Here is a 17,748-nt window from a genome sequence, read left to right on the forward strand (position 1 = left end):
TTTATAAAGTGATTTCTTTACCCTGGTAAAAGTCCAGTACCTTAAGCTTGAAAGTATACTCGTATTTGGCTTGAATTAAGTTTGATTGGGCTGTGCGATAGTTTGTGGTTATTACATAAAAGTCCACAGTATTTATCACGCCGCTATTCAGGCGCAGCTCCGCGTTTTTATAGCTCTTTTCGAGAGCAGTTAATTGTTGCTTGGCTGCCGTATACTTGCGCTGTGCGGCAAGGGCATCTACATACGCCTGTTCTATAGTTTGGCGAAGTTGGTTGCGCTCCAGATCAGCATTGAGTTTGGCGTTTAGCTGCCCTAGCTTGGCACGCTGCACATTATTGCGGGCAAGCAAACCGTTGAATATCGGAACTGTTAAATTAAGGCCAATCTGTTTACCAATCGTATTCTTTAACTGTTCACCTAGTGGATAGTCTATTTCATTTAATTTAGGGACATAGTAAATGATTGCTTCTGTTCCTTCTTGATTACTATATCCTAATTGTATAGGTCTATACTCTCCAGTATTCTCAAATAATGGATTCTCGCTATTATAAAAGGAGTTTACATTTGCATTCAAAGAGAGTCTTGGATAGTAGGCACCGCGGGCAATCGCTAATCCCTTGTCTGCACTCATAACTCTTAAATCAGCAGCTCTTACGCCAGGCTGGTTTTGCAGGGCTGCATCATAAACAAGCGCAGGTTCTACAAGCACTGGCAACTGATCTGGTTCCGGTACTTCAGGAATCACTATCTCAAAGTCACGTGCCTGGTCACTTTCCAGGTTTAAAAGTTGAATAAGTGACAGGCGGGAAATATCCCGCTGATTTCTAGCAGTAATGATATCTAAGTCGTCGGTAGCTAGTTGTGATTCCAGGTCCAAAACAGCCACTTCCGCCACGCTGCCTGCTTTAAACAAGATCCGGGTTCTGTCTAGTTGCTGCTGCGTTGTGCCGCGCTGTAGTTCTGCTGTTTTAATTAACTCTTCAGCAAACAGTACATTCAGGTAAGAAGTGATGATCTGTAATGAGATATCATCCTGAATTGACTGAATATCAAATTCACTTGCCTGCAGGTCCAGATCACGTTGTTTGATCAGGTTGGTTTGCTGTAAGCCCATAAATAGCGGTACAGAAGCATCTGCACCAATACCTAACGAAGTATATTCATTAACACGCAGCTCTTGTACTGTTGGGTCAACGGTTGTACCAGAGCTGAATGCGCTTTGTGCAGATCCGTTTAAACTAGGCAAACGATCCAGCTTGGCCTGTTTTAGGTCAATTGCGGTTACGTCGCGGTTAATGCGGGTTTGCTTTACCTGCAGGTTATTTTTTTTGGCGTATTCAATGGCTTCGGGTAGCGTCCAGCCGCCTTCGCCGGGATTGTCCTGCGCAAGTGCTGGTGCTGAGAACAGCATAGAACCCAAGGCAAGGGTTAGCAACAAATTAGTAGATTTCTTCATAGTTTTAGGTATTAAGGGTCGGTTATAGATCAATATTAGGAATATAAACCACGTGTTTTACCCAGCTCAGCTGTTTCAGGTATTCCAGGGTAATTGGCTTTATACCTGAGTCCATTTCGATAAACTGGCGGGCCATCTCATTCTTTCCTTTCCTTGACACGTTCATGGTAGCTATGTTGCAATCGTCGTGCGCAATAACAGAGGCGATAAAAGCTATACTTCCCTTTACATCGTCGGCATCAATTATAAGCGTATGTAGGTTAGCAGAGAAACTGGCCGTAAAGCCATCTACCTCTACAATCTGGATCACACCACCGCCACGGCTCTGGCCTATAACTTCTACTTCACGGCCCTGTGCTTTCAGATTAAGCTTTATGGTATTCGGGTGCATGGTAGAGGCATTGCCTACCGATTTAAAAGTATACTTCAGGCCACGCTCTTTTGCATGTTCAAAAGCTTCTTTTATGCGTTTATCATCTGTTTTAAAATCAAGCAGGCCGGCAACTATAGCCCGGTCGCTGCCGTGGCCCTCGTAAGTGCGGGCAAAGGAATTATAGAAAGTGATAGTGGCTTCTTCGGGAGCGGCACCAAGTATACGGATAGCGGCTCTGGCGATGCGTACCACACCAGCTGTATGCGAACTGGACGGACCGATCATTACGGGACCAATCATATCAAAAACACTGCTTTTTTCGGCCATAATAGGTAAGCGTATTACTAAAATATCGTAAAAACCAAATTTATAAATAAACTCTCAGTATTTTAGCAAGGAAGGTATAAAATAGGCTTATTTCTACGAACTATACTTCTAGCTATACGAACTCCCCTGCCTGCTCCACAAACACTTGTGCAGTGTGCCTGAAATTGCTGCTATACTTGGCAAATGCTCATAATTCCGGACTAGCTGCTTATTTAGCACGTAAAATTTAAAGAGAAACAGATAATATTTAATAAATGACATGTTGGAGCCACCGGATTTTCTTACTTTGCAATTTTAAAGTGCATCTCACCAATATAACCAACTATGGACTACAACTTTAAACCAGAAGTGCTCGAACAATTAAAGCGCCTGGAAGAAAAGTATGTGCCTTTAGGCCAGGATCTGGCAGCATACCTGGAAGGCCTTTACCACACGGATTTCCTGAATTACTGGGATTACATCCACCTGGATACGCTGCTTAGCCTGCAGAACCCGCGCACCACTATTCCGGATGAAAAGATCTTTATCATGTATCACCAGATAACGGAGCTATACTTTAAGCTTTGCCTGGAAGAGTACAGACAAATAGGTGAAGACAAGGCAATTACTGCAGAGATATTAACTAAACGCTTAAAGCGCATAAACCGGTATTTTGATAACCTGATCAATTCGTTTGATGTGATGGTGGATGGCATGGATCCGAAGCAGTTCCTGCAGTTCCGGATGGCGTTGATGCCGGCAAGTGGTTTCCAGTCGGCACAGTACCGTTTAATCGAAATCGCTTCTACAGATCTAAGAAATCTGGTGGCTAAAGACAAGCGTGCTGTACTTGGTTTGCAGAGCACACAGGAAGAAATGATTGGCTGTATTTACTGGAAAGAAGGTGCTACAGAGGTTGCATCCGGAGCTAAAACACTTACTCTGATCCGTTTTGAGGAAAAGTATACAGACCAGTTAATTGCCTTTGCAAAGGAGTATGAGCATAAGAATGTGTGGAGCGTTTATAAGCGCCTGCCTGAAGAAGAACAGCAAAACGAAAGGCTTAAAAAACAAATGCGCGACCTTGACAGCAACGTGAACGTAAACTGGCCGCTGATGCACTATAAATCTGCAGTTCGTTATTTGCAGCGCGACCCGGATGTAATTGCAGCAACCGGCGGAACCAACTGGATGAAATACCTGCCTCCAAAGTTCCAGAAGCGCATTTTTTACCCAGAACTATTCAACGAGCAGGAAATTGAAGAATGGGGTAAAGGATGGGTAGACAGAGTACTGAACGGAGAAATTTAATGGCTGATTGGTAAATTGTTTAATTGTCATTTCGAGCCTGTGCGAGAAATCTAATACAACTTATAGTTGAATCAGATCTCTCCTATCGTCGATGGCAAACAATTTAAGATTGACCTCACAGTGTTTGCCAAGCCTGTGAGGTCTTTTTTATTGTCTATTGAATTTGCTTTACCTTTGCTGTGTTATCATAAAACTATAGCTGAGTTAACAATTTAACAATTCAGCCATTCAACAATTAAATTAAAGAGTTTAAGGTTAACTACCTTACCTAACTACATGAGAAAAAAAGAACTCGAGCTGGTACTGGCTCCTGAGGTAGCTTTTGATGCTGCTCAACTTGAACACGAATTACTTACAAGTGCCAGACTTCGTCCTGAAGATGTTAAATACCTGCACCGCATTAAGCGATCTATAGATGCACGCGGCCGTCAGGTACTGGTACGTGTTAAAGCCGATCTATACTTAGATACTCCTCCTACAGATATTATTTCGCCGGTTTATAGGTACAAAGATGTCTCTAAGGAGAAGCAGGTAATTATAGTTGGTGCCGGTCCGGCAGGTTTATTTGCTGCTTTGCGCTGTATTGAGCTTGGACTGAAACCCATCGTGCTGGAGCGCGGCAAAGATGTCAGAAGCCGCCGCCGTGATCTGGCTGCCATCAACAAAGAGCATGTTGTTAACCCGGATTCTAATTATTGCTTTGGGGAAGGGGGTGCCGGTACCTACTCGGATGGCAAACTATACACCCGTTCTAAAAAACGTGGCGATCTGCTCCGTATACTTCAGATTTTTGTGCAGCACGGCGCTACGCCAGATATACTTTTTGATGCGCACCCACACATCGGTACCAACAAATTGCCTAAGATTATTGAAGCCATACGCGAAACAGTGCGACAAGCTGGTGGTGAAGTATTATTTGATAAGCGCGTGATCAACTTTATAGTTGAAGGCGACGAAATGAAAGGCGTGGTAACGCAGGATGGGCAGGAATATACCGGAGAGTCTGTTATACTTGCTACCGGCCACAGCGCCCGCGACATTTTTGAAACGCTGCATGCATCTGGTGTAACTATAGAAGCCAAACCTTTTGCCATGGGCGTGCGCGTAGAGCACCAGCAAAGCCTGATAGACAGCATTCAGTATAAGTGTGAGGATCGTGGGCCTTACCTGCCGGCATCGTCTTATGCGTTGGTTCAGCAAACGGTTTACAACAACAGGCAACGCGGCATTTTCTCTTTCTGCATGTGCCCGGGTGGTTTTATAGTTCCTTCGGCAACTGCTCCCGGCGAAGTGGTGGTTAATGGTATGTCGCCGAGCCGCCGCGACTCTAAATTTGCCAATTCCGGTATAGTGGTGGCTATTGAGCTGGAAGATATGGAGCTGGATAAATATGGTCCGCTGGCTGGCTTGCGTATGCAACAGGCTTTAGAGCAGAAAGCATGCGCAATGGCTGGGGGTACGCAGGTTGCTCCTGCCCAGCTATTACAGGATTTTACCCGTGGCAAAGTAAGCAGCTCTTTGTTAGAAACATCGTACCAGCCTGGCCTTGCTTCTGTAGATGTGAATGAGCTGTTCTCGCCGGACATGGCTTACAGGCTACGTGAAGGCTTTAAAGGGTTTGGCAACAAGATGCGTGGTTATTTAAGTAATAATGCCCAGATAGTTGGTGTTGAGAGCCGTACCTCGTCACCGGTGCGTATTCCGCGCGACAGGGAAACGCTGGAGCATGTGCAGATCAGGAATCTATATCCTTGTGGTGAAGGTGCCGGTTATGCAGGCGGTATTGTATCGGCAGCGATGGATGGTGAACGTTGTGCTGAAATGATTGCGGCAAAAGTAAAAAGGGCACTATAATATTGCACCGGCTTTAGATTCATTTGGTTTAAAACTAAAGTATAAAACTAACTGTAAATAAAGCGTATACTTTGTTTTACTTAAAGTAATAACTATGAAAAAGACAGTAGTTTTGGGAGCTACCGATAATCCTTCCCGCTATGCATATAAAGCTGTACACCGGCTAAAAGAGCATGGCCATGAAGTGGTGCCGGTGGGCATCAAAAATGCTTCTGTTAACGGGCTTCAGATCATAACAGATAAAACACAGAAAGTTGATAACGTGGACACTGTTACCTTGTATGTTGGGCCACAAAACCAGCCGGTTTGGTATGATTATATTATTTCGTTGAAACCGAAGCGTATTATTTTTAACCCGGGCACCGAGAACCGCGAACTTGAGCAACTTGCCGAAGATAACGGAATTGAAACAATGCATCATTGTACGCTGGTAATGTTGGCAAGCAGCACATATTAAATTTTTTCAGGGTAAAGTATAACCCAGCAAAAAAGTAATTCGTATAAATAAATGTAAGTTAAGCAGATGGCATTTGTTGTCTTATGTTTAACAAAGAAAAAGGGATCTGAACAAGATCCCTTTTTTGTTTTCACTGGTTTTATAGTTTACTCTCCGGAGTAGCCGGCTTTTCTTCCATCTGGTAACGCATTGTAGAGGCTAGTGCACTGTCCGGCAAAATGTTAGAGGCCCCCGCCTGTACTTTGTTCATCATGCCGGAAACTATACGAGACTCTCCTTTCATTAAGGCTGTATATCCATCTTTGGCAACCTCCTCGGGTGAGGAAAGCGGTCCGTTGGCTGCGCGTGTATTTTCAGCATCAGCCTGCTTAAAGAAGTTTGTGTCGCTCGCGCCAGGGCAAAGTGCTGTAATGGTAATGTTTTTGTCTTTCAGTTCATTCTGTAAAGCTTCGGTAAAGGAAAGTACGAAAGCCTTGGAAGCTGCATAAACCGACATTAAAGGAGATGGCATAAATGAAACTATAGAAGCCAGGTTAAGGATCTTGCCATCGTTACGGGCTACCATATCTTTTAAGAACAGTTTTGTTAGATGTACTACACTGGTTATATTCAGCTGTATCAATTCCAATTCACGATCGAGCTCTGTTTCATGGAAGAAGCCATGCACCCCAACACCGGCATTATTTACTAAAACGTCAACTTTTATTCCTTTCTGTTTCAGTTCATCATAAATTTCCTGGGGCGATTCGGGCTGAGACAAGTCCGATTGCACAATGCATACCTGCTGTAACTGATACTGATCCTGCAGACTGAAGCCAAGCTCTCTTAATCTGTCGCCGCTACGTGCTACAAGCACCAGGTTATACTTGTCTTTTGCAAAGAGTTTGGCAAATTCCATCCCGAAACCGTTGGATGCACCTGTAATGAGAACCGTCTTCTGATTGTTTCCTTCCATTGTTTTCATAGTTTGATTTTATACTTCTGATTAACACACTTGCTAATGCCGGAAGTATAAGTTTACCATAGTAACAAGCTGAAGGTTACTTCATAAGTATAAACTCAGGTATAAATGGTTTAACAATGGGTGATGTAGAGAAGCAGCAGCGTGAAGACAAAACTATACTTCGCGGCGCAACACTTCCAATGGCGGACGACTCAGAATACCACGGCTGTTTAAAATGCCAATTATAACAGTAAGTAAAGTTATACCTATAAACACTGGTAAAAGCGGCCACAATACAGGCACAAAGTTTACTTCAAAACTGAACACAGCCAGCGCCCAACTTGCAAAAACAGCCAGTACAACTCCGGTACCCGAAGCAAGAGCACCTAGTAAAAGATACTCAAACGCTGTAATGGTAAGAATTTGTTTGCGGCTGGCACCTAAAGTACGCAGCAGAACGCTCTCCTGCACCCGCTGAAATTTACTGATGTTTACAGATCCGATTAACACCAGCAAACCTGTACTGATACTGAACAAAGCCATAAACCGGATCACAAAAGAAATTTTACCCAGGATATCATCTAATGTCTGAAGTATAAGATCCAGGTCTATCGCAGAAACATTCGGGAAGCGCTGCACCAGCGAACGTTGAAACTGTGCCGATTGCTGATCTGATCTGGTACGTGTCATCAGGATATGGAACTGCGGGGCATCTTCCAGTACGCCCTTCGGAAAAAGTACAAGGAAATTACTTTGTACCCGGTTCCATTCTACCTCTCGCAGGTGAGCCACACGCGTGGGCATCATAGCACCCTGCACATTAAAGATCATGGTATCTCCAAGTGCCACTTTAAGTCTTTCGGCATAACCTTCTTCTACCGAGATAGGTATAACTTCCGTATCTGCTGAAACTTCTCCCTGCCACTCTCCTTCCGCACTCGTTTCTGAATCAATTAACGTATCGCGGTAAGTTACTCTATACTCGCGCGTAAAAGCCCAGTCAGGCACACCTAACGTAGTGTCTTCCCGCACATCAGCTGCAGTTAAACCCTTCATTTCTTCTAGGCGCATGGTAACTACGGGCACCAGTTGTTGCACTGGCAAACCTGCAGCTTTGGTCATATCAACTACGCCTTCTTTCTGAGCTGTCTGTATATCAAATAGCACCAGGTTAGGCTGATGCTCACTGCCCGAAATAGCGACTTCAGAGATCAGCAGGCGCTGCATAAGTACTAACGTAGCGATTAGGGCCGTTCCTAAACCAATGGACACAGTCAGCAGCAACGTCTGGTTATTCGGGCGGTAAAGATTAGCCAGGCTCTGTCGCCATACATACCCCCAGTTTACCGGAAAGAAACGCTTTACCAGCCACATCATGCCTCGTGCCAGCAATGCCAAAACTATAAACCCTACTACCACACCGCCTGTAAAAGCCAGCGCACGCAACCAGGTTCCTAACTGGAAATAAGCAAATACCAGCACAAACAGCAGTATCAACCCATAAACTGCCAGGCGTAACGGATCTTTCTGGTTAGTAAGATGCTCTACACTGGAGCGTAGTGTAATGATCGGGGAAACATTGCGGATAGTTAACAATGGCAAGAGTGCGAAAAGCACAGATACCAGTACGCCAATGCCAATTCCTTCTAAAATAGCAATCCATGAAACATCCACGGTTACTTCTACCGGAAGGAAAGCTTTAAATAATTGCGGTAAGTATAACTGTATCAGGCTGCCAAGTGTAGCGCCTAGTATAGCTCCTATTAAACCCATTGCCATTACCTGGAACAGGTAAATCAGGAAAGCCTGTCTGCCGCTAACACCTATGCAGCGCAACACTCCTATCGTAGCCAGCTTTTCGCGGATGTATACATGCACAGCACTCGCCACACCAACACAACCTAACAGCAAGGCCACAAAACCTACCAGCGCCAGAAAACTGGCTAAGTCGCTATAGGCTTTACCGGTGCTCTCCTGCCGGCTCTTTACTGTATCAAAAGCAACTCCGGCTTCTTCCAGCCGGGGCTCTAGTTTTTTTACCAGTTTATCCGCATCTGTTTTAGCTGGTAATTTAAAGTAATGGTAATAGCTGATGCGGCTGCCTTTCTGTAATAACCCGGTTTTCTCCAGGTATTCTCTTGGGATATAAACAGCCGGGGCTATAGTTGCCGTTACAGCCGACTGACCTGGAATTTTATGTAAGGCACCGGCTATCTCAAAAGTAAGCGTACCTACTCTGATAGAATCTCCGGGCTTGGTATTAAACTGTAAAAGTAAGGTATGATCTACGAGTGCTCTTCTGCCTTTTCTAAAGCTGCGGCTGGCTTCTGTGGGCTGCGTTTCGATGGCACCATAATACGGGAAACCACCTTCCAACGCTCTTACCTGCACCAACCTGGTGCCTTGAGATGCATTGAAGTATACCATAGACACAAACCGGACCTCATCTGATCTTTCACCTCCAATGGAATCGATCAGGGCTTTGATCTCGCCTTCCGGAACCTTATTACCCGCCATCACCAGGTCCGCTCCGATCAGGGATTTAGCCTGCTTGTCAATATCGGTGCGTAAATTATCACTGAACGAATTGATTGCCACCAATGCTGCTATACCCAATACTATAGAAGAGATGAACAACGCCAACTTCCCACGATTACGACGGCTGTCGCGCCACGCCATCAGCAGCAGCCAACGCAGGTTCAGTTTAGGTTTATCTGGTAAATGAATATAGTTATCAGACACAGGATCTAACTTTTAATAATTGAATTTTGAATGACTGAATAATCAGGAATCTGAGATGACTTTATAACTATAGTTTATACCCCAGTTATGCCTAATCCTTAATTCCTAATTAAAGCTGTTACTTCATCAGAAACAATCTGCCCGCCTTTGATGCGGATAATGCGGTTTGTTCTTTCGGCCAGTTCCAGGTCGTGGGTTACAAGCACTAGCGTGGTTCCAGCTTCTTTGTTCAGATCAAACAGCAGTTGCTCTACACGCGTACCGGTTTCTTCATCCAGGTTACCGGTTGGTTCATCTGCAAAAAGTATAGTTGGCCTGTTAGAAAAAGCACGTGCTATACTTACGCGCTGCTGCTCCCCGCCCGAAAGCTGTGTTGGGTAATGATCGGCCCGCTCGGCAAGACCAACACGGGCAAGTAAATCCGATGCCTGTCGCTGCACATTACGTTCACCACGCAGCTCAAGCGGCACCATTACGTTCTCAAGAGCAGTTAAAGTAGGAATCAGCTGGAAGTTCTGAAATACAAAACCCACATACTTGTTACGTACCTGTGCCCGTTCGTCTTCGCTCATATTATCCAGCTTTACCCCATTAAGTATAACTGAGCCAGAGCTTGCCCTGTCCAGGCCTGCGCATAAACCAAGTAACGTAGTTTTACCACTACCAGACGGCCCAACTATAGAGCAGGTGTCGCCGGCCTGAAGCGCGAAGTTAATATCCTGTAGTACTGTAAGGTGGCGGTCACCGGAATCGTAGGTTTTGGTCAGGTGTTGAATTTCGAGTATTGTAGACACAGTAGCTAATTCGTTATTATTAATTGATTGCCCGTAAAAAACGCAGACAAATGAACAGATGTTTGGCTAAAACTTAATAACTGTTTATGTTCGTTATATGTTTAACAAGTATAAGGTATAAAATTCCAACTTAATAGTATAAAGCGTGAGATTAAAATATAATTGGATATGGTTGGTACTGTTGAGTGCAACTATACTTGGCTGCAGCCAGGCAGATACCACCGAGCGTATAGATACCGGCCAGGAAACACAAGCCGGGACAACTGAAAATGGTAAAGCCGCAAATAAAAAAGCAGAAACAAAAGTAATCCTGTTCTTCGGCAACAGCTTAACGGCTGGTTATGGTTTAGAACCGTCTCAGGCTTTTCCTGCTTTAATTCAGGAACGGCTTGATTCGCTGGGACTGCCCTATAAAGTAGTAAATGCCGGCGTAAGTGGTGAAACATCGGCTGGAGGTAAAAGCCGTATTGATTGGTTGCTGAAGAAACCTGTAGATGTTTTTGTGCTGGAATTAGGTGCAAACGACGGACTTCGTGGCATTGATCCGGAAAGCACTTACAAGAACCTTAAAACTATAATAGAGAAAGTAAGGGCCAAAAACCCAGAAGTAGAAATTGTATTGGCCGGAATGCAGTTGCCGCCAAGTATGGGCCAGAAATATACCCGTGAGTTTGGAGAAGTATATACCCGACTTGAGAAAGATGAGAACGTAATTCTTATTCCTTTTCTGCTGGAGGGTGTAGGCGGTAATCCTGAACTGAACCAGGCAGATGGTATACATCCTACTATTGAAGGGCAGAAAATATTAGCAGCTAATGTTTGGGAGGCCCTGGAGCAGGTTGTAATGCAGGAAAAAGAACTGTAAAAATTCTTTTTTGAAAATTTGCACAAATTTTTCGTCTGAACGTAACCTTCTTTTTATACTGCCGTTATTATGTATGGCTAAAAGTTGAAAATTATATTTTCATAAAATTACTCAAAGGCTCTCCATATGGGGAGCCTTTGATGTTTCAGGACATCTCCATTTGATTTTAGACCTACCTTATAGTGCAATTTGTAAATTGTATCATCCCAGCCCCCAGCTCGAAAAATACATTCAACTCTACTTACTGTACTCTGTTCCTAAACATCACTTTCTTTCCCAACTATTCTTCATTATCAGCAATTCCTGCATAACTGGTACCTGCCGCAATTAATTTTTATACTTTATTTAAATGATATATTAATTTTTTATAGTTGATAATCAATTATTTATAGTTAGCGATAAGGCTATATCTAAAAATTTAAAGAAATTTATAATCACTCAGGCAACCTCCAGCCTAAACCTTACATCTTAGGTTCAGAAGCGCAGCAAATTGCTGAGACGATCGACAATACTAAAGAGTAGATTATAAGTTAAACTTTTACCCAACGTGACAGAGTCAGAATTAATAGCAGGATGCCAGCAGGCAGACAGTAAAGCGCAGAAGGTGCTTTATGAACGCTATGCATCGCAAATGTTTGGGGTTTGTATGCGCTACCTTAAAAACGATATGGACGCCGAAGAAGCTCTACTAAACGGGTTTATGAAGATTTATCAGAACATAGACAAGTTCGAAGCAAAAGGCAGTTTTGAAGGATGGGTGCGCCGCATTATGGTTAACGAGGCATTGGGCTTTTTAAGGAAAAAAGAACCGCTGCACCTGGCCATAGAAGACGGTTACACGCAGATTGCCGGCACCGGCGGAGCAGACCATGCCCTGGCAGAAGGCGAATTACTCGGACTACTGCACACATTACCGGCCGGCTACAGAGCCGTGTTTAACTTATATGCCATAGAAGGCTACTCTCATAAAGAGATCGCTGAAATGCTGAACATAACAGAAGGAACATCAAAATCACAGCTTAGCAAGGCACGCGTCATGTTACAAAAAAGACTGACCGGCCAGGAAGCAATAGCCAGCTAAGAAAGGAGGAAAATTATGGAACCTGAAGAAGTAGATAAATTATTTAAAGAGCGTTTGGGACGCGTGGCCCCCACTCCACCGGCTGACCTGTGGAACCGCCTGCAGGAACGGATGCAGGAAGAGTTACCACAAGCTACCCCGCAAATACAACCAGAGGAACATCAGGAAAAACGCAGGCTTGGATTCCTGTACTATAGTATAGCCGCTGCCATAGCATTGTTATTGGCTGTAGGTGTTGTGCTGAAGTTACAGCAACCGCAAACTATAACTGACCAGACAATAGCTTCTGCTGATGTAACAACAGAAACTATAAAACCTGCAGAAATAACTTTAGCTCCTGAGGTTACTACAGAACAAAGTATAGCTGCTGTTACAACTCCTGACGAAGAAACAACCATTGCATCTGTAACAGAAGAGCCAACTATAGTTGCAGAACAAGAAAAGGCAGTTGCTAAAAAGCCGGTTATAAAACCACGCAGAAAAGCTGAACAGCAATGGGTAAAAGTGGAGGCACCACAGCAGCCTGCCATGCTGGCACAGCAAAAAACAAAACCGGAAGAACCTAAGCAGGAACCGGTACAGGCTGCTATGCAAACACCAGTAGCTTTTGCCTCTGCTAACAGTGCAGAACCTGTCGAGATCATCATTAAGCGTTCAGTAAGTTCAGAAGTTGTTGCCATGGCTTCAGCAGATGAACCGGAAGAAACCAGCTCTTTTGACAGAAAGCAGCGCCTGGCAAAAAACATCTTCAAACAGGTTAAAAATCTTTCAAATGGCGAAAAGATCAACCTTGCCGACGTCGGTTTAAATGCTGACAAAATTGCCTTAGAAACTAAAATAGGAAAACAGAAAATCTCAAAAGTAATCAATCTCTAACCCCTTAAAATCATGAAACGAATACTACTACTCGTAATGGCCATTTTCATGGCTGCAGCTACCGGTGCGTCTGCCAAAGGCGGTCTGACCGTTGGAAACAGAATCGGAACCCAAGACACGATTGTGGTCAAAATGGCCAATGGCGCCAAAATGATCCTGCAACTACAGAACATGAAGCAACTGGAAGCTTTCCAGAACTATAGCCTGGACTCGCTGATGGTTGAACTGAACAAGTATGTAAAGCAGGTAGATAAAATGGAAAGCGTGGCGCAGCAAGACGGTAAAACCAAGCAGATGACCGTTACTTTCGATACCAAAGAAGATAAGGAAAGCGGTACAGAAAAGGTAACTGTTACTATCCAGGAAACAGATGAGAAAGGCAAAGTTACCAGAGAGCGCCACGAAATAAACATTGGTAAGAACATCAAAATTGATGTGGATATAGATGAAGACGGCGATACTACAAAGATTGAGTCTGTTACAAGCTCTGATACAACGAAGTATAATGAAATTGAGGAGTATAAATCAACACGTTTCAATTTTGACATAGACCTTGGCCTGAACGCTTTCTTAGAAGATGAAGATGTGCTGTTTGTGCCGGACCTTAAGCCATGGGGATCGCGATATGTTAGCTTAAATTCACACCTGATCTCTCAGATCGGTGGCAAAGAGAGCCCGTTCTATCTGGTTTCCGGCTTCGAGTTTGCTTTCAACAACTACATGTTCGATAAGAACTACATTATCGAGGACAAAGAAGACAACACGGTTTTCACAAAAGTTACCGAGATCAGCTACGAGAAATCTAAACTTGCTACATCAAGCGTAAACGTGCCTTTAATGCCAATGCTTAAGTTCAAACGCTCAAACGGTAAAGAAGGCTTCCATATTGGTGCTGGTGGTTTTGCTGGTTACAGATTAGGCAGCCATAGCAAAGTAAAGTTTGAGGAAGAAGGCCATACTAAGAAAGACAAAGACCATGGCAGCTTTAACCTCAGCGACTTCCAGTACGGCTTAACCGGTGTGGTTGGCTACAACGACCTGAGCCTGTTTGTGAAGTATAACATGAACGACCTGTTCAAGGAAAACCGTGGCCCGCAGGTAAGCGTGATCAGCTTTGGTCTGCGCCTGCTAAACTAAAGTATAATTTGTGAATTGAGTGTGTTTTAAAAGAGCCCGACAATACGGGCTCTTTTTTTATACTTTGCTCTTTACTCCCAGCGCCTGAAGTTATCAATTATAATAGCCGTAGCAGTTGCCACATTCAGTGATTCGGCATGACCATAAGCAGGAATCTTAACTAGTTGATTGATCTGTCTTGCAACTTCCGGCCGGATGCCATTTGCTTCATTCCCCATTACAACAATACCCTGCGGTTGTAGCTTCATCTGGTGTATATTTTCACCATCCAGCGAAGCTCCATAAATCTGATGTGTTGCTGTAAGTTGCTTAAGCCATTCTTCCAGTTTCAGGTAATGTACCTGTAAACGGGTAAAAGAACCCATCGTAGCTGCAATTACTTTGGGATTGTAAAAATCGGCACAGTTTTCGGAGCAGATTATTTTAGTAATACCGTACCAGTCTGCTATCCGGATTATAGTTCCGAGGTTGCCAGGGTCCCTGATATCGTCGAGCGCAATTACCAGTTCGGTGGGTTTCAGAACTAATTCAGGTAGTTGGCGCATATGGGCCACAGCTAAGGCAGCATTATTGCTTGCATAAGTACCGGCGCGCACTAAATCTGCTTCCGTTACAACTTCATAAGTGATACCTTTGCTTAATAGCCGTGAGTTTTCTTTTTCGAAACTTTCGGTTAAGTATAAATGCTGCAGTTCAAAGTCGGATTGCAGTAATTCGATAACACTTTTTGCACCCTCCACTACAAAGGCTTGGTGTTGGTTACGGTATTTTTTTACTTGCAACGAGTTTATATACTTTATAACTGCTTTTGATAACATAACGTTGGTCTGTTTGAAGTCACGATTTTACATATTCGGCCTGTTAATTACAATTTTGTTTTATACAGGCTGTGTACCTACCAAAGATCTTGGCGAGGATGATAAGCTTTTAGTACAAATAAAGCCCCAGGGTTTAAAGTATATAGAAGAAGCTACTATAGAGAACCTTTACCAGCAGGAACCAAATCGTTTATTTCTGGGCTCAACTCCATATCTGGTGGTTTACAACATCGGGAAAAACTTCTATAATCCTCCTAAAATAGATGCGCGCATAAAAGAGCAGGAAGCTAAAATACGAGAAAAGGTACAGCAGGCCGGTAATGATACTATAAAAATCAGAAAGATCCGTAACCGCATCAATAATCGTATAGACCGACTTCAGGAGAAGAAAGAAGAAGGGAACTTCCTGATGAAATTAGGGGAACCGCCTGCTATCTATGATTCTACCCTGATGCTGCAAACACTGGATCAGGTATCGATCTACCTTAATTCGCGCGGCTATTTTAAACATAGCATTGCGATGGATAAAAAGGAAAAAAACAAGCTGGTGCATGTAACGCTTAACATTAATGAAAATGAGCCTTACCGTTATAACCAGTTTGTTCTGGCAATTCAAGACACTGCAGTTCTTTCACTTGTAAGAGCTAACTCGCATAGGTCGCTGCTTAAGCTAAATGATATCTATAACGAAGATAACCTAACTGAAGAACGTACAAGGTTATATGAATTGCTCCGCAACAATGGCTACTACGATTTTGCGCGTGCCTATATTGAGTTTGATGTAGATACCTTAGGTCGTAAAAATGCTGCAAAAGTCACAACTATCATTCAGAATCCTGAAACGGGTGGAAATCATCCTGTTTATACTATAAACAAAGTATACTTTAAAACCGACTCAGACCGCTTTGGCATTCCCCGTGACACGATAAAGTATAACAACATAAATTATGTAGCCTATAACCAGAAATACTCCTATAAAATTCTGGATAAGAAAGTAGATATTGCCCCTGGAGCACACTACAGTATGTTGTATTCAGCAACAACACAGCGTAAGCTGGCAGAGCTCGATGTATTTCAGTTTAACAACATACTATATAACAAAGTAATAGACCCTGCCGATAGTACTTACAAACTGAATGCCTTTATTAATGCCCTACCGTCTAAACGTTTCCAGGAAACTACAGAACTTGGCCTTAATTATACGGAAAGAACACCAGGGCCATTTTCAAGTATAAGGTTGCGGGTACGAAATGTGTTTGGCGGAGCTGAAAATCTGGACCTGGGAATACGTGGCGGTTTTGAAGGACAAATAAGCTTAACCAATGAACAAGAGACGGTCATGATCAAGGAGTTTGGTGGTGATATGTCGCTTACTTTTCCTGTTATAATTGCTCCTGGTGGTCGAAACTTATTATCAAAGTATAGCCCGCGTACCCGCATTTACACAGGTTTCACTAATGTAGACCGGCAGGAATATAAACGTTCCAGTTATGAGCTATCGTTAGATTACATCTGGCAAAAAGCCCGCACACCCATGCAGGCGCCAACGCTTCAATATATATTCTCACCGTTGAACCTGGCCATAATTGAAGCTGATACAAATACCTTTTCAGCTGACTTTCAGGAGGAATTGTTACGCTACAGATCATTTGCAGAAAGTTTCAGAAGTGGCATTATTAGCTACATGTTGTTTAACATCACTTACAATACAAACGATTTTGCACAAACCCGGAACGCCCGTTTTTTCAGAACTATAGCGGAAGTAGGTGGACTAACAAAGGAACTTGGCCTTAATCTGGATATTAATGATTTACAGACGTTTCAGTATGCTAAAATAAATCCGGACTACAGGCGATATATTCCCCTCGGGAACAAGAGATATTTTGTCTATCGTATCAATAGCGGTATTGCTTCCCCAATTTTTAATGAGTCTGTGTTGCCTTACGAAAAGTACTTTTTTGCAGGGGGTACTAACAGTATGCGGGCCTGGCAGTTCCGAAGACTTGGTCCTGGTTCATATGCCAATATTAATCCTGAAACAGGTGAACGCGATGACTCAGCTGAACAACCCGGCGAGATTTTATTTGAGACGAGTGCAGAATATAGATTTAATATCTTCAGCTTCCTGAACGGAGCTTTATTTGTAGATGCCGGTAACATCTGGATGTTAAATCAGGATACCGCACGACCAGGATCTTCTTTTCAGTTAGATACATTTTATAAAGAGTTGGCCGTTGGTACAGGTTTCGGGTTAAGATTTGACATGGCAGTGTTGGTACTTCGCTTTGATTTTGCAACCAAAGTGTATGATCCGGCCGGCATTAATGGCAAAAAATTCGTGCTAGGAGATTTTCGCTTTTCTGACTTCTTTAACGGGAATACACAAAGCAACTTGAACATCGGTATCGGATATCCATTCTAATTTCCCAAAGCATTACTGCTAACCGCAACAAGAAAGTTAATCTTTTATTACTCCTTTTTGTTAAGCACCATACTTGTAAAAATATGGCTCATATTACTCAAGTTTAAATTTCATGTAAACGTTTATTCGTACTATTCTTTTGCTTGCATGTTGAAGAATAGACTCTGCTGAAATTTATATTAATACTATACTTTTTATTAAAATAGAAATCTTTTAAAACAGCATTTTATTGTAAGGAACTAAACCTAAACAGCCTGAGTTGAAGTTCAAATTAAAATCTGCCTTAAACGAAATATTTCAATTAAGGTTCAGG

The 17,748-nt window shown here is 43.1% G+C and carries 14 protein-coding genes; 8 read left to right on the forward strand and 6 right to left on the reverse strand.

All coding sequences use genetic code 11. The features are described from left to right. Position 1: 1 nt before the first annotated feature. Both MJ612_RS04965 and sdaAB read right to left on the reverse strand, forming a co-directional pair. Positions 2 to 1,456: a TolC family protein gene (locus MJ612_RS04965; protein ID WP_187030003.1), complete on the reverse strand. Its 1,455-nt coding sequence runs from the start codon at positions 1,454 to 1,456 to the stop codon at positions 2 to 4. 22 nt (positions 1,457 to 1,478) lie between these two features. Beyond that, positions 1,479 to 2,156 (reverse strand): L-serine ammonia-lyase, iron-sulfur-dependent subunit beta, encoded by a 678-nt coding sequence (gene sdaAB, locus MJ612_RS04970; protein WP_187030005.1) that lies wholly within the window; start codon positions 2,154 to 2,156, stop codon positions 1,479 to 1,481. A gap of 324 nt (positions 2,157 to 2,480) precedes the next feature. Between sdaAB and MJ612_RS04975 the strand changes: the two genes are divergently transcribed. The 3 genes from MJ612_RS04975 (at position 2,481) to MJ612_RS04985 (ending at position 5,757) form a co-directional block, all read left to right on the forward strand. Continuing rightward, the gene (locus tag MJ612_RS04975) at positions 2,481 to 3,446 is read left to right on the forward strand and encodes a tryptophan 2,3-dioxygenase family protein (protein WP_187030007.1); all 966 of its coding nucleotides are present in this window, start codon (positions 2,481 to 2,483) and stop codon (positions 3,444 to 3,446) included. 276 nt (positions 3,447 to 3,722) lie between these two features. Continuing rightward, positions 3,723 to 5,300: an NAD(P)/FAD-dependent oxidoreductase gene (locus tag MJ612_RS04980; protein WP_187030009.1), complete on the forward strand. Its 1,578-nt coding sequence runs from the start codon at positions 3,723 to 3,725 to the stop codon at positions 5,298 to 5,300. 94 nt (positions 5,301 to 5,394) lie between these two features. Continuing rightward, positions 5,395 to 5,757 carry a CoA-binding protein gene (locus MJ612_RS04985; protein WP_187030011.1) on the forward strand — a complete coding sequence of 121 codons (363 nt, stop codon included), beginning with the start codon at positions 5,395 to 5,397 and terminating at the stop codon, positions 5,755 to 5,757. 139 nt (positions 5,758 to 5,896) lie between these two features. Here MJ612_RS04985 and MJ612_RS04990 read toward each other — a convergent pair whose 3' ends face one another. From MJ612_RS04990 to MJ612_RS05000, 3 genes are all read right to left on the reverse strand, one after another. Then, entirely contained in the window at positions 5,897 to 6,721 is an 825-nt protein-coding gene (locus MJ612_RS04990) for an SDR family NAD(P)-dependent oxidoreductase (RefSeq protein WP_187030013.1), read from the reverse strand. A 153-nt stretch (positions 6,722 to 6,874) separates the two neighbouring features. Then, positions 6,875 to 9,442, reverse strand: a complete 2,568-nt coding sequence (locus tag MJ612_RS04995) for an ABC transporter permease (protein ID WP_317233039.1) — start codon at positions 9,440 to 9,442, stop codon at positions 6,875 to 6,877. A gap of 98 nt (positions 9,443 to 9,540) precedes the next feature. Then, a complete protein-coding gene (locus tag MJ612_RS05000) occupies positions 9,541 to 10,236 on the reverse strand; it encodes an ABC transporter ATP-binding protein (RefSeq protein ID WP_187030015.1) in 696 nt (231 codons plus the stop codon). 145 nt (positions 10,237 to 10,381) lie between these two features. Between MJ612_RS05000 and MJ612_RS05005 the strand changes: the two genes are divergently transcribed. The 4 genes from MJ612_RS05005 (at position 10,382) to MJ612_RS05020 (ending at position 14,195) form a co-directional block, all read left to right on the forward strand. Next, a complete protein-coding gene (locus MJ612_RS05005; protein ID WP_250419058.1) occupies positions 10,382 to 11,101 on the forward strand; it encodes an arylesterase in 720 nt (239 codons plus the stop codon). 547 nt (positions 11,102 to 11,648) lie between these two features. Beyond that, positions 11,649 to 12,182, forward strand: a complete 534-nt coding sequence (locus MJ612_RS05010; RefSeq protein WP_187030017.1) for an RNA polymerase sigma factor — start codon at positions 11,649 to 11,651, stop codon at positions 12,180 to 12,182. Positions 12,183 to 12,197: 15 nt separating this feature from the next. After that, positions 12,198 to 13,058, forward strand: a complete 861-nt coding sequence (locus MJ612_RS05015; RefSeq protein WP_187030019.1) for a hypothetical protein — start codon at positions 12,198 to 12,200, stop codon at positions 13,056 to 13,058. 12 nt (positions 13,059 to 13,070) lie between these two features. Further along, entirely contained in the window at positions 13,071 to 14,195 is a 1,125-nt protein-coding gene (locus MJ612_RS05020) for an outer membrane beta-barrel protein (protein ID WP_187030021.1), read from the forward strand. 71 nt (positions 14,196 to 14,266) lie between these two features. Here the strand turns inward: MJ612_RS05020 and MJ612_RS05025 are convergent, their stop codons facing one another. After that, on the reverse strand, positions 14,267 to 15,013 hold the full coding sequence (locus tag MJ612_RS05025; RefSeq protein WP_187030023.1) for a TrmH family RNA methyltransferase: 747 nt from the start codon (positions 15,011 to 15,013) through the stop codon (positions 14,267 to 14,269). Between the two features lie 55 nt (positions 15,014 to 15,068). On the opposite strand from MJ612_RS05025, the gene tamL reads away from it, so the two are divergent. Next, entirely contained in the window at positions 15,069 to 17,435 is a 2,367-nt protein-coding gene (gene tamL, locus MJ612_RS05030; RefSeq protein ID WP_250419059.1) for a translocation and assembly module lipoprotein TamL, read from the forward strand. The last annotated feature ends 313 nt before the right edge of the window (positions 17,436 to 17,748 follow it).

It is taken from the genome of Pontibacter deserti, from assembly GCF_023630255.1.
Lineage (GTDB): Bacteria > Bacteroidota > Bacteroidia > Cytophagales > Hymenobacteraceae > Pontibacter > Pontibacter deserti.

What these genes read in the sequence shown, in the direction of transcription:
- MJ612_RS04965 (WP_187030003.1), bottom strand. Translation starts at nt 1,456, where the DNA reads ATGAAGAAATCTACTAATTTGTTGCTAACCCTTGCCTTGGGTTCTATG.
- sdaAB (WP_187030005.1), bottom strand. Translation starts at nt 2,156, where the DNA reads ATGGCCGAAAAAAGCAGTGTTTTTGATATGATTGGTCCCGTAATGATC.
- MJ612_RS04975 (WP_187030007.1), top strand. Translation starts at nt 2,481, where the DNA reads ATGGACTACAACTTTAAACCAGAAGTGCTCGAACAATTAAAGCGCCTG.
- MJ612_RS04980 (WP_187030009.1), top strand. Translation starts at nt 3,723, where the DNA reads ATGAGAAAAAAAGAACTCGAGCTGGTACTGGCTCCTGAGGTAGCTTTT.
- MJ612_RS04985 (WP_187030011.1), top strand. Translation starts at nt 5,395, where the DNA reads ATGAAAAAGACAGTAGTTTTGGGAGCTACCGATAATCCTTCCCGCTAT.
- MJ612_RS04990 (WP_187030013.1), bottom strand. Translation starts at nt 6,721, where the DNA reads ATGAAAACAATGGAAGGAAACAATCAGAAGACGGTTCTCATTACAGGT.
- MJ612_RS05015 (WP_187030019.1), top strand. Translation starts at nt 12,198, where the DNA reads ATGGAACCTGAAGAAGTAGATAAATTATTTAAAGAGCGTTTGGGACGC.
- MJ612_RS05020 (WP_187030021.1), top strand. Translation starts at nt 13,071, where the DNA reads ATGAAACGAATACTACTACTCGTAATGGCCATTTTCATGGCTGCAGCT.
- MJ612_RS05025 (WP_187030023.1), bottom strand. Translation starts at nt 15,013, where the DNA reads ATGTTATCAAAAGCAGTTATAAAGTATATAAACTCGTTGCAAGTAAAA.